Raw genomic sequence first — 17,506 nt, 5'->3', positions numbered from 1 at the left:
AGGCAGGTTAACGAAAAGGGTTTTGGGATGGACAGGTCTGTGTTAAGCTGAATAAAATTGTGCAGAACTATGGCGTGAATTAAGCGCCAAACTACATATAGATAGGCGGGTATGGAGTATGGAAGAAAAAGTGGTAGCGGTAACGGACATGCTGCGCTATGAAAAAGAGTGCTGGGAGCAATCCTATGAGCGCATCGCTGGTATTGATGAGGTAGGCCGAGGGTGTTTGTTCGGGGATGTTGTGGCAGCGGCGGTCATTTTGCCGAATGGTGAGCTGCTGGAGGGCGTGGATGATTCCAAAAAGCTGACGGACAAGAAGAGGGAAACCTACTATGAGCTGATTATGGAGAAGGCCATTGCCGTAGGAGTTGGGTATGTGGACGCACGAACGATTGATGCCATCAATATTAAGCAGGCTGCTCGTTTGGCGATGAAGCAGGCAGTTGAGGCATTACGGGTATCTCCTGATTATTTGCTTGTAGATGCAGAAAAGGTAGACTTGTCTATTCCCCAGCTCTCTATTATTAAAGGAGATGCGAACAGCCAGTCTATTGCTGCGGCTTCTATCATAGCCAAGGTAACCCGTGATCGACTGTGCAAAGGTGAATGGGATGCAAAGTACCCGGAATATGGGATTGGCATACATAAAGGTTACGCTACCAAGCTACACAGGGAACAAATTTTGGCGCTGGGACCTACAGCGATGCATAGACGCAGCTTTCTTGGGAATTTGTTGATCGAGCAACCGACGTTGTTTGACCTGTAAATACTTATTATGAGTCGGGACTGTGCCGATATAATGTATACCCAATAAAATAGAGCCCTTGAATATGGGGCATAAAGAGAGGAGGGACCCTATGAATATCGGTTCTGTATTTCGAGGATTACTTGGTGATGCGAAGGCGGGAGAGACTAAAAAGCTCGATATGCAGCCAGGTCAGGTCGTTCGGGGCGTCGTATTAAAGGTGTCTGAGGACGGCGGTGAAGCTGTACTGCAAATTCAAGGTTCCCAGGTCAGGGCCAAACTGGAAACTCCTCTTCAACCTGGACAGTCTACATTACTTCAGGTTCAGCCAGCTTCGCCCAGCGGAATGACTGTGCTTAAGCCTTTGAACGATGCTGCCAACACAGGACAGCAGACTGTAGCGTTGGCAGATGTACTGGATTCGGTGGGGCTACCGGATACAGCGCAGAACAGAGAACTGATACAGGCGATGCAAAAGAATGGTGTACCGTTGACATCGGAAAATGCGGCTTCTTTACGGGACGCTTTGGCGAAGCAGCCGGGAAAAGTACAAATGGAGATGTTTGTACAGGCAGCAGCGGTTGCCTTTCAACGTGGCTTGCCATTGACGGCGGAAAGTATAAACGGTTTGCGACAGGCGATGTTTGGCCCTCCTTTAAATGATCTTTTGTCTTCGCTGGAGCAGGAGCTTGAAGCAGTATTCAAGCAGCAAGGACAAGGAGCTTCTGCTGACCGTACGTTGGGAGAAGCTACAGCCTTAAAGGCGGGTGATCGAGTGTCTCCTGCTCCATCAGGTGCTTCTTCGGCTGTTGTTGCAGATGCACCAGAAGGCCAAGTTCCTGTATTGTCCAAGGATGCCGCTGCTGTTGCTACAAAGCAGGCAGAAGCGGCACGGGCAGCAGGAGGCAAGGAGACACTGAAAGGGACTCAGGCGGCAAATCTTGCTGCTATGGTGGGTGAAGCGGGCGCTTCGGCGACTGACTGGGATGCTCCGACTGGAACTGCTGCACCTGTAGCTAAAGGTACGGTCTCTGGGGAAGCAACGGTAGCTAATGGGCGTGGAGCCATAGCCACGGAGGTGGTGGATTCTGGTGCAAATGTGCCTGAATCGGGCGCTGATGCACTAAGGGCTTCACGAGCCGGAGCGGAGCAGCCTCAAGCTGCTACGGCGGGTACACAACAGCCCAAGGGTGCCGAAGGCACTCCGACTGCGGCAACGGCGGAGCTTGCCGGGGCGAAGCCCGCTGCAAACGCCGCTACGGCCGACCGTGCCGCCGCGCAGCTAGCTGGCGGCTCTGCGCCGCAGGCCGCTGCGGGCAACGCGGCCACGCCGGAGGCGCCTCTCCAGCGGCTGCGCACGCTGCTGCAAGAGCTGCGCGCGGCGGTGCCCCCCGCGCTGGGCACGGCTGCGCCGGAACAGCCCGCAGTAGAAGCGCCGCAGCCTACGGCTGGCGCTCTGCGGGCTACGGACACCGCTGCTGCGCAGCCAGCGGCGTCCGTGGCGTCCAGCACGCAGCTCACCCCCACGGAGGACCCGTGGGTGGGCCGCGTGCTCAAGCTGCTCGGTGCAGAGCACGAACAGCAGGTACACCGCGCGGCTGCACAGACCGCGCAGGGAACGGCGGCGGCCCGTATGGAGCCGCCGGAAGGGACGCAGCCGCTGCCGGGATTAGCGGTTGCGGCGGGCGGTACGGTGTCAGCGGACGCCGACACCGTAAAGGGGGCGCTGCTCCAGTTGATGGGCAGCGATGACCTGCCGCCTGCCCTGAAAGAGGCGGCGCAGCAGGTCGTGCAGCACCTGACGGGTCAGCAGTTGCTGCTGAATACGGACCGTACGGCCCCTTTTGCACAGGTACACATGTTTATTCCGTTTGTCGGACCGGATGGTCGTGAAACAGCTACGATCCAGATTCAGTCTCGACGCGGTAAACGCGGGGAGCTGGATGCATCCAACTGCCGACTTTGGTTTGATTTGGACATGAAGGCGCTCGGGCCAACATTGGTGGATGTGCAAGTCGTGGACCGGATAGTGAGCCTCAAGCTCCATAACGATCAAGATTGGGCTGCTTCGCTGTTGACCAGCGGGCGTGAATCCATTCATACGGCGCTGGAATCGCTAGGCTATCAGCTTTTATCCCTGCGCACCGAACCGATGCCGGTAAGGACTGGACAGGAGAGCAAAGGTCTGGTCTCTTCGGAGGTACAAAGCTATGTGCCTCAGCCGTATAAAGGAGTCGATCTTAAAATATGAAAGAGCCGTTAGAGGCTCCTTCTCCTTCTAGGAAGAAGGCTGTCGCCCTTAAATATACGCCCGGTGAGAGCGAAGCCCCTATCGTCGTTGCCAAAGGCAGTGGTCGTATTGCGGATAGCATTTTAGAAAAAGCCAAAGAGCACGGCGTTCCCGTTCAAGAGGATGCCGCACTGGTTGAGGTATTGTCCAAGCTTGACTTGGATGAACAAATTCCTGCTGAGCTATATCAATTGGTGGCAGAGGTGCTCACCTATATATATCAAATGGATAAGCTTGCTCCAAGGGATGACACCTGATGAGGAACGACATGAGGACCGGAGGCAAGGATCAACGAAAAGCCAAAGGAGCTTTGGGTGAACATGCAGCGGCTTCGTTTTTGGAAAATCTGGGGTATCGTATCATAGAGCGTAACTGGCGATGTCGTAGCGGAGAAATGGATCTGATTGCCGCGCAGCATGATATTCTCGTGTTTATTGAAGTACGCAGCCGAAGTAGCTCCAGTTATGGAACGCCCGCGGAATCAATCACTGCACGTAAAATAACCCAAGTTCGCCAGACAGCCGCTGTTTATTTGCATATGAACGGAATTGAGGATGTTCCAATCCGTTTTGATATGATCTCTGTACGATTGATTGACGAAACCGCGGTCGTCACGGACCATATAATCGAGGCATTCTAAAAGAGCGATAAATTTTTTGAAGGTTCATTTCGAATTTCATATGCACAGGTTGACAGGAAGGAATGCTAAAGGTATATTTTATTGAGAATGGTTATCATTTCGTTTTATAGTTATAGTGAACATCCACGAGCTATTCCTACGAAGGAGGATATACGTGACAGAGCATACCTTTAGTGAACATGTCATAGATGTAATTCAGGAACGACGGACCATTAAACGGTTCAAATCCGACCCCATTCCAGTAGATACCATTAAAGAACTGCTGGACGTTGCTGTATGGGCTCCCAATCATAAAATGCGTGAGCCATGGCGTTTTCTCTTGTTTGCTGGCGACGGACGGAAAAAGCTCGCTAAAGCTATTGAAGCTGATATTGGCAAGGATAACAAATTCGAAAGCGGCATTTTACACAATCCGATTCAGCTTTTAGTTGTGTTGGAGGAAGACCCTCGTCAGGCAGTTTGGGATGAGGATTTTGCAGCGGTTAGTGCCCTTGTACAAAACTTTATGCTTGCCGCATGGAGTAAAGGAATCGGAACGTTTTGGGTCACAAAGCCTTTTCTTTATTCACCGAAATTCCGCAAACATTTGGGAATTCAGCCTGGTGAGAAGATCATCGGCATGGTGTATGCAGGTTATCCTGAAGTTATTCCAGAGCCAAGACCACGTATTCCAGCAGCGGATAAGCTAACCCTGTTTGACAAATAATCTTTTGTCGAATAACCTTGATTAGACAGTTTGGAAATTAAAGATGTAACATTATATTTGCAACAGATGAAAATTTGGAAGCACCTTTTTTCATATATGCAATGCTCCTAGGGGGAGACATTTCAGTATGAGGAGAGGTGTTTTTTGTTATGTATGGAAAATTACATGGAGCTTGTCTTTATGGAATAGACGGTGTTCTGATTGAGGTGGAGACGGATTTGTCGAATGGGTTGCCTCAAACTGCGATTATCGGATTGCCGGATTCGGCCATTCGAGAAGCCGTGGAGCGCGTAAGAGCAGCGATCAAAAACTGTGGTTTCAAATATCCGTCCCAGCGTGTAACCATAAATTTGGCTCCTGCTGATTTACGTAAGGAAGGCTCATCCTTTGACTTTGCTATCGCTTTGGGACTGCTGACAACCAGCGGACAAGTCGTTTTACCTGCGGGGGAACGGACGCTATTTATCGGTGAACTAGCGTTGGACGGCAGTATTCGCCCCGTGAACGGGGTATTGTCTATGGTTGATTTGGCCAAGCGAGAAGGATTTCATTCGGTACTGCTTCCCGAGGAAAATGCAGGTGAAGCACGCCTGATCACGGGTATACGTATTTACGCTGTTCGTCATCTGATGGATCTCATTCCAGCAAAAAATCACGGACAATACGCTATTGAAGGCCAATCAAAAGATCCGAATTCTAATTACCTATCTGATCTAATTAATGACGAGCTCACTAACCAAGTCACTAATCAAGTCACTAATCAAGTCACTAATCAAGTCATTAAGAAATCTAATGATCCAGCTCCTATTCCAGTCTCGAATCAAGCTGAAAATCATGATCAAGGCAAACGTATTACTGCTAGACAGCAGATCATTATCCATGCTTATGACCATTTGCCTCAGGCAGATCAAATACCTATGGGTGAGGTCAAAGAGATAATTGACGCTATGGAGGATTACAGCGATGTATTAGGTCAGCTACACGCTAAACGAGCGTTGGTTATCGCTGCTGCCGGGATGCACAATATTGTCCTTATCGGGCCTCCAGGTGCCGGAAAAACGATGCTTATCCGCAGGCTGCCATCCATTCTGCCGCCCTTGACCGAAAAAGAGGCACTGGAGGTTACCAAAATATACAGTGCTGCTGGAAAATGGAAGGAGTCGTCGCCTCATTTGATGAACATTCGCCCCTTCCGTTCACCTCATCATACGATTTCCGCCGCTGGGCTTGTGGGAGGAGGAGGAATACCCAAGCCAGGAGAAATTAGCCTTGCGCATCGGGGTATTTTATTTTTGGATGAGTTGCCTGAATTTAGTCGTCATGTGCTAGAGGTGCTGCGCCAGCCATTGGAAGACCGCAATGTGACAATCAGCCGTTCACGTGCAGTTTTTAAGTATCCTGCGCATTTTTTACTTGCAGCTTCTATGAACCCGTGTCACTGCGGCTTTTTCGGAAGTGATACGCAACATCAGCGTTGTACCTGCTCACCTGCTGCGGTAGCCCGCTATCGTTCACGTATTTCTGGTCCGTTGCTGGACCGGATCGATCTTCAGCTTGAGGTATCACAACCGAAGGATTGGCGGGAGGAAAAGGAGTCACTGTCTTCCGCTGAAATGCGAAGACAGGTACTAGCTGCTCAAGCGATACAAATCCATAGATACAGCAAGCTTCCTTTTTCATGGAATAGCGAACTATCCGGTCAAATGCTCCGTAAATATGCGGTATTAGAACATAACGCGGCAGAGCTGCTTGATCAGACGATGGATGCACTCGGTTTAAGCATGCGTGCGTATGATCGAATTCTCAAACTGTCACGCACCATTGCAGACTTGAATCAATCAGAGAAGATCACAATGTCACATGTAGCTGAAGCCATTCAATATCGGAATATGGACAGAGCACATGCCAGTTTTTCAGAAGAATAAAACGGTATAGAAATAACGCTATGTCCATATTTTTTACGTAAGACAAAAAAAAGCTCCAGACGCAAAGTTCTGGAGAAGAAAAAAAGATTATGACAACGTGATTATACACTAAGTATATCAGTTTCGTATATACGATTATGCATCATCTGCCATGTTACTTGATGGAAGAAAAACCAGCTGTCAATCCTTTGTTGTGAAGGTGTAGCTGAAAGTATACAAAGCCTCCGAACCAGAAACTGCTCGGAGGCTTTTTTTATATAATTCGGATTAGAGCACGTTTAGCTTCACTTCGATATTACCGCGGGTAGCGCGGGAGTAAGGACACTGTTCGTGTGCGCCTTCTACCAGTTTTACCGCTGTTTCATGGTCAACACCTTTCACTAGAACATCAAGGTTCACTCCGATTCCGAAGCCGCCGTCTTCAACTTTACCGAAATTGACCGTTGCTGTTACTTCGGTACCTTCATGTTTAATACGCTGCATGCGGGCAACCATATTCAAAGCACTGTCAAAACACGCTGAATAGCCTGCTGCAAACAATTGCTCCGGATTCGTACCCGTGCCGCCTGCACCCCCCATTTCTTTGGGTGTATCAATATTTAAACGAAGTTCAGGGGAAGAAGACTCGACATAACCATCACGTCCTCCAACTGCTTTCACTGTGGTTTCATACATTTTTTGTTGAATGGTCATCATAATTCAATCACTGCCTCTCGTTCAATTTGTATTTTACACAATTTAATTTATCAAAATAATTATTGTTTGTAAAGTATTTTGTGCAATTAGCATGCTTTTTGTTATATAATGTGATAAAATAATGGCGAAAGTAGGTGATCTGACAGCATGGACAACAATCATAATGAAGGCGCAACATTAAAACTTGATAATCAATTATGCTTTGCCATATATGCGTGCTCCAGAGAGATTACGAAGCTATACCAGCCTTATCTGGAAAAGCTTGGTGTGACATACTCACAGTATTTGGTGCTCATTGTGTTGTGGGAGCGCGAGGAATGTACAGTGAAGGAATTAGGCGAGGCGTTGTATCTGGACTCAGGCACACTAACCCCGTTATTGAAAAGATTGCAGAATGCCGGACTCATTGACCGGAAGCGTTCGACTCAGGATGAGCGTAAGGTGCTGATTTCTTTGACTCCTGAAGGAAGTACATTGCGGGAAAAAGCGCAATCTGTACCAGGATGTATTCAGGAAAAAACAAGCATGACCCACGATCAATTCGGCTCGCTCCTGCTTCAGTTCAACGATCTGCTGTACCGAGTTCATGAAGCGAATGTGCAGGTTGAAAAATCATAATAGGCATTTCCGGTTACTTTTAAGAATCTTATTGTTATGTAGCCGCCTGTAACTGGGTGAAGGAATGCTCGGATGAACTGAAGTACCTCTCATACGGATTTAATAAATCCCGAACTTGAAGAGGTACTTTTTTGTTTGTATTCTATTAAAATGAATATCCATTAATATCCAAGCATTCGATTTTGGGAATGATATTGATATCAAAATACTGTAATTCATAACGTTAAATTATAAGGAAAGCGTTTTAAAAACATGTTACAATGATGTAGGTTTAGTATAGATTTCCTTGTGAACCGCCCTTGTTGCAGTCATGTTGATAGGAGGATTCCAGAATGAATATCCATGAATATCAGGGTAAAGAAGTATTGAAGCAGTACGGAGTGGCTGTACCGAATGGTAAGGTTGCCTATACGGTGGAGGAAGCCGTTGCTGCGGCAGAATCGCTTGGAAGCGCTGTTACGGTGGTAAAGGCGCAAATTCATGCCGGTGGACGTGGTAAAGCGGGCGGTGTGAAGGTTGCCAAAAACTTGGATGAAGTGCGCACCTATGCTTCTGAAATTTTGGGTAAGGTGCTGGTGACACATCAGACCGGGCCTGAAGGTAAAGAGGTTAAACGCCTTTTGGTAGAGGAAGGCTGCGATATTCGTAAAGAGTATTATGTCGGTGTTGTCGTGGATCGTGCGACCGGACGTGTCGTGATCATGGCCTCGGAAGAAGGCGGTACGGAAATCGAAGAGGTAGCTGCGGCTACTCCGGAGAAAATTTTTAAAGCGGTTGTTGATCCAGCGATTGGGCTTCAGGTTTATCAGGCTCGTAAGCTGGCTTATGACATTAACATCCCCAATGAGCTGGTGAACAAGGCGGTTAAGTTCATGCAGGCGCTCTATGAAGCTTTTGTGGACAAGGATTGTTCGATTGCAGAGATCAATCCGCTGGTCGTTACAGGTGACGGGAATGTGCTGGCGTTGGACGCCAAACTGAATTTCGACTCTAATGCGTTATTCCGCCACAAGGATATTTTGGAGCTGCGTGATTTGGACGAAGAAGACGAGAAAGAAATAGAAGCTTCCAAATACGATCTGAGCTACATCGCATTGGACGGAAATATTGGGTGTATGGTCAACGGCGCAGGTCTTGCCATGGCGACGATGGACATTATCAAATATTACGGCGGCGATCCGGCCAACTTCCTGGACGTAGGGGGCGGTGCGACGACGGAAAAGGTAACCGAAGCATTCAAAATCATTTTGTCCGATCCGAAGGTAGAAGGCATTTTTGTGAACATTTTCGGCGGAATTATGCAGTGCGACATCATTGCGAACGGTGTGGTGGAGGCTGCCAAGCAATTGGGGCTGACCCGTCCGCTTGTTGTCCGTCTCGAAGGTACGAATGTCGAGTTGGGTAAACAGATTTTGGCGGAGTCCGGTTTGAATATCGTGGCGGCTGACTCCATGGCGGACGGTGCCCAGAAAATCGTCGAACTTGTTCAATAGCCTGTTTGCATTCCGATATGCCGAATAAACGATAGGGGATGTGAAGATCGTGAGTATTTTGGTCGATAAGCATACAAAGGTGATTACACAGGGGATTACGGGAAAAACGGCGTTATTCCACGCCAAGGGTGCGCTTGATTATGGCACACAGATGGTAGGAGGCACCTCTCCAGGCAAGGGCGGCACCGAGGTGGAAATTACGCTGGAGAACGGACAACAGGTCAAGTTGCCCGTGTTTAATACGGTGAGCGAAGCGAAGGCTGCTACAGGTGCGACAGCGAGTGTTATTTATGTGCCGCCTGCTTTTGCTGCGGATTCCATTTTGGAGGCTGTAGATGCAGAGTTAGACCTCGTCATTTGTATAACCGAGGGTATTCCGGTGCTTGATATGATTAAGGTCAACCGCTTTATGGAAGGTAAAAAGACCGTTCTGATCGGTCCTAACTGTCCAGGCGTAATTACACCGGGAGAGTGCAAAATTGGCATCATGCCGGGTTACATTCATCTACCGGGTCATGTAGGTGTTGTGTCACGTAGCGGAACGCTGACCTATGAAGCGGTGCATCAGCTGACTACCCGGGGCATCGGACAATCCTCTGCGGTTGGTATCGGCGGTGATCCGGTTAAGGGCTCGGAATTTATTGATATTTTGCAGCGCTTCAATGAAGATCCTAACACGCATGCTGTCATTCTGATCGGAGAAATCGGCGGTACGGCCGAGGAGGAAGCTGCCGAGTGGATTCGAGACAATATGACGAAACCGGTAGTCGGTTTTATCGGCGGTGTGACTGCGCCTCCAGGCAAACGGATGGGGCATGCAGGCGCCATCATTTCCGGCGGAAAAGGAACAGCCAAGGAAAAAATCGCTACGCTTGAAGCCTGTGGTATCAAGGTGGCACCGACTCCTTCGGAGATGGGCTCGACGCTGGTCAGTGTGCTGGAAGCACGTGGTATTTTGAATTTATGTACAACACATTAAATCGTGTTTCTTCATTAATATACAAGCTGTAAAATGGCATCGAAATTTGCCGCCTGCTAGTGTATAATGAAAGAAAGGTAAGCAACCTTTTTGTCTTCTGAAACAGGGGATGAAAAGGTTGCTTTTTTTTGCGTTGGGACAAGCTTTTCAGGGAAACGCTTGCAAAATGATACGTTGTACCACAAAATAAGGGAGGGTTCACTCTTCCCGTGAATGGGGGAATCGCAGTTTGGAAGAAAGATGGCTTTTGCTGGGTTTGCATGAATTAGAGGGTATCGGTAGAAAAACAATTCAGCGTATTTGGTCGAGTGACTACCAATTGCATGAACTGCTGCATTTTAGCGAGCAGAAATGGATTGAGGTAGGATTAAGTCCTGCTCAGGCCCGTGTAGCGATGCAACGTTACGACGAAGATTGGGTACATGAAAGATATCGGCGGGTTCAATCCGGCGATATCGGAGTGATAACTTATGTGGATGAAGATTATCCCCTATTAATGAAGGAAACGGTAGACGCGCCTTGGGTATTGTATACGAAAGGGGACATTTCACTTCTGCATACATGCTCTGTAGCTATGGTGGGGACCCGCATTCCTACGGCTTATGGACGCAGAGTGGCCGAAATGCTGACAGAGGGATTGTGTGATGCGGGTATTACTGTAGTCAGTGGATTGGCGAGAGGAATCGACAGTATTTGCCATGAAGCTGCTCTGCGCCGGGGAGGCAATACGATTGGGGTGCTTGGAACGGCGATTGATCAAATTTACCCGTCCCAAAATGCATCTTTATTTGCAGAGATGGCGAGCAAAGGCCTGATTGTATCTGAATATCCACCAGGAACCAGATCGCATCCGGGAATGTTTCCACAGCGTAACCGGATCATTGCCGGTCTGACACAGGGAACCGTTGTCGTGGAAGCAGATGTAAGAAGCGGTTCCCTAATTACAGCCGATGCTGCGTTGGAGGCGGATCGAGATGTGTTCGCCGTTCCGGGGCCGATTACATCACCGAAGAGTAGAGGTACGTTAAGCCTGATTAAGCAAGGCGCTAAAACGGTCACCGAAGCTTCAGATATTGTAGAGGAGTACGTAGCCGATTTGCGTATAAGGGATGTTTCTTCATACAATAGAGAGCAGGGTCTGGATGTGAATGGGGTCTCCAAAGCACCAGCGAGTGAAACACCCGAGGAAAAGCGTGTTGTGCTTTTGCTGGAACAAGGAACCATGACACTGGATGAACTGCTTGAAGCAACTGCATGGGATTTTGGACTTTTACACTCAGTTCTGTTATCGTTAATCATAAAAAAAAGGATCGCCCAGCTTACGGGTACAAAATACAAACTTATTTAATAGTTAATTTTGCAAATCCTTAATGTAGTAATTGTACAAATTCAATATTAAACATCCGGGGATGGGAGTTTAGATATTTATCCGCACAGCGGATTCCTGCTCCCTCCCTACTTCCTGAAATGTGTTGGCTTTATAGCTCGTAGCAGCGGAGCAAGGGATTTGAATCCGGAGAAGCGATAGCGCTCGCCTTTGCAACGGAATTCCAACCTTGTCACACTTTACTTATAAGGAATTCCGTTGCAACAGCGATTGTAGGATCAAATCCATTGCGGAGCGTCTCCGCGCTATAACTCACCACATTTCAGGAAGTCTATCCTATTGTACGTAATTGAGAGGAGGAAGAGCCTATGGCGGATTCACTCGTCATCGTGGAATCGCCTTCCAAGGCGAAGACGATCGGCAAATACTTGGGCAGTAAATATATCGTCAAGGCTTCCATGGGTCATATCAGGGATTTGCCAAAGAGTCAGATCGGCGTAGAGGTCGAAAATGATTTTAATCCCAAATACATTACCATTCGAGGTAAAGGCTCGATTTTGAAAGAATTAAAGGATGCCAGAAAAAAAGTAAAAAAAGTATATCTAGCGGCTGACCCGGATCGCGAAGGCGAAGCTATCGCTTGGCATTTGGCGCATGCGCTGGATCTGGACGATACAGCAGACTGCCGCGTTGTATTTAATGAGATCACAAAGCAGGCGGTTAAGGATGCATTTAAAACACCACGCAAAATCAATATGGATTTGGTCAATGCCCAACAGGCACGGCGGATCCTTGATCGGCTTGTCGGCTACAAAATCAGTCCATTGCTTTGGAAAAAGGTAAAGAAGGGCTTGTCCGCAGGGCGCGTGCAGTCGGTTGCCGTGAAAATTATCCTGGACCGGGAAAACGAGATTAATGAGTTTGTACCGGAAGAGTATTGGACGATCACAGCTAAACTGGCGATTAAGGACAGTACCTTTGAGGCGAAATTCCATCAGCTTCGTGGCAAAAAGAAAGAGCTCTCCAGCGAAGCGGATGTACAAGAAGTGCTGGAGACTATTGGCAAGTCGTCTTACAAGGTTCGTGATGTGAAAGAGAAAGAGCGTTTGCGCAATCCTTCTCCACCATTCACGACTAGCTCCTTGCAGCAAGAGGCGGCTCGGAAACTCAACTTCCGTGCATCCAAAACGATGTCCGTGGCCCAGCAGTTGTATGAGGGTGTGGACTTGGGCAAAGAAGGAACCGTGGGTCTGATTACGTATATGCGTACGGATTCCACACGAATAGCTGTTTCGGCCCAAGAGGAAGCGAAGGAATTCATTATTCAGAAATATGGCGAAGCTTTTGTACCTGAAAGTCCTCGTCAATATTCCAAAAAAGCGGCCAATGCCCAGGATGCGCATGAAGCGATTCGTCCAACCTCCGCGTTGCGTGACCCGGAAACGGTTAAGCCGTTTATGAGCCGGGATCAGTTCCGTTTGTACAAACTGGTATGGGAGCGTTTTATGGCCAGCCAGATGGCTTCCGCTATTATGGATACCTTGTCCGTTGATATTGAAGCGGGTGAGACTATATTCCGGGCAGCTGGCTCGAAGGTTCGTTTTCCAGGCTTCATGAAAGTGTATGTGGAGGGGAATGACGATGGAAAAACCGAAGAAGATAAGCTGCTGCCGCCGCTTAAACCGGGCGACAAGCTGAAAAAGGAATCGGTTGAGCCGAAGCAGCATTTCACGCAACCGCCTCCCCGTTATACAGAGGCACGACTGGTGAAAACGCTGGAAGAACTGGGTATCGGACGTCCGAGTACGTATGCACCGACACTGGAAACTATTCAGAAGCGTGGCTATGTCGCCATTGAAGAGAAGAAGTTCTTCCCTACAGAGCTGGGAGAACTGGTCATCGAGCAGATGGAGGAATTCTTTCCTGAAATTCTGAACGTGGAATTCACGGCTAATATGGAAGGTGATCTTGACCACGTAGAAGAAGGCGTAGGAGACTGGGTCAAGGTCTTGAGTGACTTTTACGAGTCGTTTGAGAAGCGTCTGGAAGTTGCAGAGGAAGAAATGAAGGAAATTGAGATCAAGGATGAAGAATCCGATGTCATTTGTGACAAATGTGGCAGCACGATGGTGTATAAGCTTGGCCGCTTTGGTAAATTTCTGGCCTGCTCGGCATTCCCGGATTGCCGTAATACGAAGCCGATTGTCAAGGATATCGGAATAAATTGTCCTACATGTGGTGAGGGCCATGTTGTGGAACGGCGGAGTAAAAAAGGACGCATCTTTTATGGATGTGACCGTTATCCGGAATGCGATTTTGTATCCTGGGATAAACCGTCCATTAAGCCTTGTCCAAGTTGTGGTGGCCTAATGGTCGAAAAACGTACCAAACAAGGAACGAAGCTCAACTGTACCGTCTGCGATCACAGTGAAATGTTGGAAGATAGCGACGAGGGTGTAGAGACTTCATAAGAACAACAATAGCAGGGGGATTTAAACGTGAGTGAACTACAAAAGGTAACAGTCATCGGAGCAGGTTTGGCGGGCAGTGAAGCTGCCTGGCAGATCGCAAGCCGTGGCGTGCCTGTCCAGCTATATGAAATGAGACCGGTTGTTAAGACACCGGCGCATCATACAGATAAATTTGCCGAGCTGGTGTGCAGCAATTCTTTACGGGCAAATGGTTTGACCAACGCGGTAGGTGTACTTAAAGAAGAAATGAGGATATTAAACTCCTTGATTTTGAATGCCGCAGACCGTCATGCTGTTCCGGCAGGTGGTGCGCTGGCGGTGGATCGTGATGGATTTTCCGGACATATTACAGATACTCTTCATCAACATCCGCTTATTGAGGTGGTCAATGAGGAGCTTCAGGAAATTCCCCAGGATGGGATTGTGGTCATTGCTACCGGGCCTTTAACTTCTCCGGCTTTGTCGGAGCAGATTAAATCGCTGATGGGAGAAGAGTATTTTTACTTTTACGATGCAGCGGCCCCGATTGTGGAAAAGGACTCTATCGACATGAGTAAGGTTTATCTTGCTTCCCGCTACGATAAGGGAGAAGCAGCCTACTTGAACTGTCCGATGAATGAAGCGGAATTTGATGCTTTTTATGAGGCGCTGATTACGGCTGAAGTGGCACAAGTTAAGGAATTCGAAAAAGAAATATATTTCGAAGGCTGTATGCCCATTGAAGTGATGATGCAGCGCGGTAAGCAGACGGCATTGTTCGGGCCGATGAAACCAGTCGGTCTAGTGAATCCACATACAGGAGAGTTGCCATATGCCGTTGTGCAGCTTCGACAGGATAATGCGGCGGGTACACTGTACAATCTGGTTGGCTTCCAGACTCATTTGAAATGGGGAGAGCAAAAGCGTGTATTTTCCATGATACCGGGTCTGGAGAATGCAGAGTTTGTACGTTATGGTGTGATGCATCGCAACACCTTTATTAATTCTCCACAGCAGCTTCATCCGACCTATCAGTTCAAAGGCAGAAGTAATTTGTTCTTTGCCGGACAAATGACTGGAGTGGAGGGGTACGTAGAATCTGCGGCCTCGGGTTTGCTGGCGGGGATGAATGCAGCGCGTGCGGCGCGTGGACAAGAAATGTTTGTATTCCCTGCGGAAACGACACTGGGCAGCATGGCCCGTTACATCACAACCGCTGATTTCAAGCATTTTCAGCCGATGAATGCGAACTTTGGTCTGCTGCCAAAGCTGGAGACGCGTATCCGCAACAAGAAGGAAAAGAACGAAGCGCTTGCTAACCGTGCGTTGGAAAGCTTGCGTGGTTATATTAACGAAGCGGAAGTTATGTCAGCCGAAGTACAGTCATAAGGATGAAGGAAAAGGAGGAGCGCGTTATGGATATGTCCTTTCATGCTACCACCATCTGTGCTGTACGCCACAATGGCAAGGGAGCTATTGCCGGTGATGGTCAGGTAACGTTCGGTAACAGTGTCGTCATGAAGCAGACGGCGAAAAAAGTACGCAGATTATACCGTGGTCAGGTGGTCGCAGGTTTTGCCGGTTCAGTGGCGGATGCCATCACATTGTTTGAAAAGTTTGAAAACAAGCTGGAGGAACATCACGGCAATCTTCAGCGGGCCGCGGTGGAACTGGCTAAGGACTGGCGGCAGGACCGTATCCTGCGTAAGCTGGAGGCTTTGATGATTGTTATGGATCAATCCGGAATGCTACTCATTTCCGGGGGTGGTGAAATTATCGAGCCGGACGATGATGTGCTTGCGATCGGCTCAGGCGGCAATTTTGCATTGGCGGCGGCGCGTGCATTCAAGCGTCATGGCTCCGGCATGGAGGCAAAGGATATGGCCCGGGAAGCGCTGGAGGTTGCGTCGGAGATATGCGTGTATACGAACAATCAGATTATCGTGGAAGAACTGTAAATCGGCTCTGAGTATTCAAGGGTGGAGGAGTGCAAAATGAATAATCAATCGTTGACGCCCAGACAAGTTGTATCCGAGCTGGATAAATATATTGTCGGACAGAAGCAGGCTAAAAAATCCGTTGCCGTTGCCTTGCGCAACCGTTATCGGCGCAGCAAGCTGCCGGACGATATCCGGGATGAAATTGTGCCCAAAAATATTTTAATGATCGGTCCGACGGGCGTGGGTAAAACCGAAATTGCACGCAGACTGGCCCGGCTCGTGGGAGCTCCTTTTATTAAGGTAGAGGCGACTAAATTTACAGAAGTGGGTTATGTCGGCCGGGATGTGGAATCCATGGTGCGTGACTTGATGGAAACCTCGATTCGCATCGTTAAAGCAGAGCGGACGGAGAATGTGAAGGACAAAGCCGAGGACATGGCGAATGAACGGATTGTCAGCATTCTTGTACCTGCGGAGAAATCAAATAAATCCCAACGTAATCCCTTTGAAATGCTGTTTGGCAATAACACCGGGAATTCGCCAGAGGAAGAACCCCCGCAACAGGACGCATCCTTGGCAGAGAAACGGCGTAAGGCTAAATTCGATCTGTTGTCCGGCAAGCTTGAGGATGAAGTGATTGAGATTGATGTGGAGGATACCGCACCCAATATGCTGGATATGTTTGCTGGGCAGGGAAATGAGCAAATGGGCATGAACATGCAGGAAATGTTCGGAAGCTTTCTGCCAAAGCGAACCAAAAAGCGCAAGTTGCCGGTGAAGGAAGCCCGCAAGGTGCTAATTCAGGATGAGGCTGCCAAGCTGATCGACATGGATGATGTCATTCAGGAGTCCGTGAAGCGTGCTGAACAATCCGGTATCATTTTTATAGATGAAATCGACAAGATTGCAAGCCAGGGCAAGGGCAGTGGTCCTGATGTGTCTAGAGAAGGTGTCCAGCGCGATATTTTGCCTATTGTCGAGGGTTCTACCATTATGACTAAATACGGCCCGGTAAGGACAGATTATATTCTGTTTATCGCCGCTGGAGCTTTTCATGTTGCTAAGCCTTCTGATCTGATCCCTGAGTTGCAGGGACGTTTTCCAATCCGTGTTGAACTGAGCAGTCTCACATTGGATGAATTTGTATCCATTTTGACAGAGCCCAAAAATGCGCTGACCAAGCAATACACGGATTTGCTTCGTACCGAAGAGATTGAAGTAGAATTTTCGGCAGAAGCCATCCGTGAAATTGCCAGCATTGCCGAGTCTGTAAACCGGAACACGGAAAACATCGGTGCACGCCGCTTGCATACCATTTTGGAGAAGTTGCTGGAGGATTTGTCCTTCGAGGCTCCGGAGCTTACTTTGGACCGTATGATCATTACCCCGGAATATGTTCGAGAGAAGCTGGGTGATATTGCCCAAAACAGGGACCTTAGTCAGTATATTTTATGAGTGGAAGCTTTTAAAATAGGATGCTTTGTCTAGAATAACACTATCTTGCACCGTCATATAGACCTAGATGAACCTCCCTTTGATGATTTTCCTGTCTATTCCAAAAGTAGGACGTATAATCTTTTACAGGTGCAAAGTGCTAAGAAAACATTCATTTTATTGAAAAAAACCTGAAAAATTTAACATTTTATGCATCGAAAGCCCTCTTTTTTAAAAAAGATAGGGCTTTTTTCTTATTGTAA

Annotated in this window: 15 protein-coding genes; 14 read left to right on the top strand and 1 reads right to left on the bottom strand. The window is 48.3% G+C overall.

Annotated features, from left to right (window positions below; translation table 11 throughout):
* The first annotated feature begins 97 nt into the window (after positions 1 to 97).
* The 6 genes from E0698_RS02930 (at position 98) to E0698_RS02905 (ending at position 6,306) form a co-directional block, all read left to right on the top strand.
* Complete coding sequence (locus tag E0698_RS02930) at positions 98 to 766, top strand: ribonuclease HII (RefSeq protein WP_337916057.1); 669 nt, start codon at positions 98 to 100, stop codon at positions 764 to 766.
* A 91-nt stretch (positions 767 to 857) separates the two neighbouring features.
* A complete protein-coding gene (locus tag E0698_RS02925) occupies positions 858 to 2,996 on the top strand; it encodes a DNA ligase (RefSeq protein WP_192510542.1) in 2,139 nt (712 codons plus the stop codon).
* A complete protein-coding gene (locus tag E0698_RS02920) occupies positions 2,993 to 3,292 on the top strand; it encodes an EscU/YscU/HrcU family type III secretion system export apparatus switch protein (protein WP_134910176.1) in 300 nt (99 codons plus the stop codon). Before E0698_RS02925 ends, E0698_RS02920 begins: the two co-directional genes overlap by 4 nt.
* On the top strand, positions 3,292 to 3,675 hold the full coding sequence (locus E0698_RS02915; protein WP_192510541.1) for a YraN family protein: 384 nt from the start codon (positions 3,292 to 3,294) through the stop codon (positions 3,673 to 3,675). The genes E0698_RS02920 and E0698_RS02915 overlap by 1 nt, the downstream gene beginning before the upstream one ends.
* Positions 3,676 to 3,829: 154 nt before the next feature.
* Positions 3,830 to 4,381: a nitroreductase family protein gene (locus E0698_RS02910; RefSeq protein ID WP_192510540.1), complete on the top strand. Its 552-nt coding sequence runs from the start codon at positions 3,830 to 3,832 to the stop codon at positions 4,379 to 4,381.
* A 149-nt stretch (positions 4,382 to 4,530) separates the two neighbouring features.
* Positions 4,531 to 6,306: a YifB family Mg chelatase-like AAA ATPase gene (locus E0698_RS02905; RefSeq protein ID WP_192510539.1), complete on the top strand. Its 1,776-nt coding sequence runs from the start codon at positions 4,531 to 4,533 to the stop codon at positions 6,304 to 6,306.
* A 267-nt stretch (positions 6,307 to 6,573) separates the two neighbouring features.
* Here the strand turns inward: E0698_RS02905 and E0698_RS02900 are convergent, their stop codons facing one another.
* Entirely contained in the window at positions 6,574 to 7,002 is a 429-nt protein-coding gene (locus E0698_RS02900) for an organic hydroperoxide resistance protein (RefSeq protein ID WP_149095819.1), read from the bottom strand.
* Between the two features lie 147 nt (positions 7,003 to 7,149).
* Here E0698_RS02900 and E0698_RS02895 point away from each other — a divergent pair, with 147 nt between their 5' ends.
* From E0698_RS02895 to hslU, 8 genes are all read left to right on the top strand, one after another.
* On the top strand, positions 7,150 to 7,620 hold the full coding sequence (locus E0698_RS02895) for a MarR family winged helix-turn-helix transcriptional regulator (protein WP_192510538.1): 471 nt from the start codon (positions 7,150 to 7,152) through the stop codon (positions 7,618 to 7,620).
* Positions 7,621 to 7,952: 332 nt separating this feature from the next.
* Entirely contained in the window at positions 7,953 to 9,113 is a 1,161-nt protein-coding gene (sucC, locus tag E0698_RS02890) for an ADP-forming succinate--CoA ligase subunit beta (RefSeq protein ID WP_192510537.1), read from the top strand.
* Positions 9,114 to 9,162: 49 nt separating this feature from the next.
* The gene (gene sucD, locus E0698_RS02885; protein ID WP_192510536.1) at positions 9,163 to 10,092 is read left to right on the top strand and encodes a succinate--CoA ligase subunit alpha; all 930 of its coding nucleotides are present in this window, start codon (positions 9,163 to 9,165) and stop codon (positions 10,090 to 10,092) included.
* 229 nt (positions 10,093 to 10,321) lie between these two features.
* Positions 10,322 to 11,440, top strand: coding sequence for a DNA-processing protein DprA (gene dprA, locus E0698_RS02880; RefSeq protein WP_192510535.1), 1,119 nt, complete (start codon positions 10,322 to 10,324; stop codon positions 11,438 to 11,440).
* 347 nt (positions 11,441 to 11,787) lie between these two features.
* The gene (gene topA / locus E0698_RS02875) at positions 11,788 to 13,890 is read left to right on the top strand and encodes a type I DNA topoisomerase (protein WP_192510534.1); all 2,103 of its coding nucleotides are present in this window, start codon (positions 11,788 to 11,790) and stop codon (positions 13,888 to 13,890) included.
* A 27-nt stretch (positions 13,891 to 13,917) separates the two neighbouring features.
* On the top strand, positions 13,918 to 15,258 hold the full coding sequence (gene trmFO, locus E0698_RS02870; protein WP_134910158.1) for an FADH(2)-oxidizing methylenetetrahydrofolate--tRNA-(uracil(54)-C(5))-methyltransferase TrmFO: 1,341 nt from the start codon (positions 13,918 to 13,920) through the stop codon (positions 15,256 to 15,258).
* 26 nt (positions 15,259 to 15,284) lie between these two features.
* Positions 15,285 to 15,827, top strand: a complete 543-nt coding sequence (gene hslV / locus E0698_RS02865; protein ID WP_014281071.1) for an ATP-dependent protease subunit HslV — start codon at positions 15,285 to 15,287, stop codon at positions 15,825 to 15,827.
* 36 nt (positions 15,828 to 15,863) lie between these two features.
* Complete coding sequence (gene hslU, locus E0698_RS02860) at positions 15,864 to 17,264, top strand: ATP-dependent protease ATPase subunit HslU (RefSeq protein ID WP_149095822.1); 1,401 nt, start codon at positions 15,864 to 15,866, stop codon at positions 17,262 to 17,264.
* The last annotated feature ends 242 nt before the right edge of the window (positions 17,265 to 17,506 follow it).

The organism is Paenibacillus sp. 23TSA30-6 (assembly GCF_014858585.1).
Lineage (GTDB): Bacteria > Bacillota > Bacilli > Paenibacillales > Paenibacillaceae > Paenibacillus.
This window is presented reverse-complemented; position numbering and strand designations above follow the sequence as displayed.

What these genes read in the sequence shown, in the direction of transcription:
- sucC (WP_192510537.1), top strand. Translation starts at nt 7,953, where the DNA reads ATGAATATCCATGAATATCAGGGTAAAGAAGTATTGAAGCAGTACGGA.
- hslV (WP_014281071.1), top strand. Translation starts at nt 15,285, where the DNA reads ATGGATATGTCCTTTCATGCTACCACCATCTGTGCTGTACGCCACAAT.
- hslU (WP_149095822.1), top strand. Translation starts at nt 15,864, where the DNA reads ATGAATAATCAATCGTTGACGCCCAGACAAGTTGTATCCGAGCTGGAT.
- E0698_RS02905 (WP_192510539.1), top strand. Translation starts at nt 4,531, where the DNA reads ATGTATGGAAAATTACATGGAGCTTGTCTTTATGGAATAGACGGTGTT.
- E0698_RS02925 (WP_192510542.1), top strand. Translation starts at nt 858, where the DNA reads ATGAATATCGGTTCTGTATTTCGAGGATTACTTGGTGATGCGAAGGCG.
- E0698_RS02920 (WP_134910176.1), top strand. Translation starts at nt 2,993, where the DNA reads ATGAAAGAGCCGTTAGAGGCTCCTTCTCCTTCTAGGAAGAAGGCTGTC.
- E0698_RS02895 (WP_192510538.1), top strand. Translation starts at nt 7,150, where the DNA reads ATGGACAACAATCATAATGAAGGCGCAACATTAAAACTTGATAATCAA.
- topA (WP_192510534.1), top strand. Translation starts at nt 11,788, where the DNA reads ATGGCGGATTCACTCGTCATCGTGGAATCGCCTTCCAAGGCGAAGACG.
- E0698_RS02915 (WP_192510541.1), top strand. Translation starts at nt 3,292, where the DNA reads ATGAGGAACGACATGAGGACCGGAGGCAAGGATCAACGAAAAGCCAAA.
- E0698_RS02900 (WP_149095819.1), bottom strand. Translation starts at nt 7,002, where the DNA reads ATGATGACCATTCAACAAAAAATGTATGAAACCACAGTGAAAGCAGTT.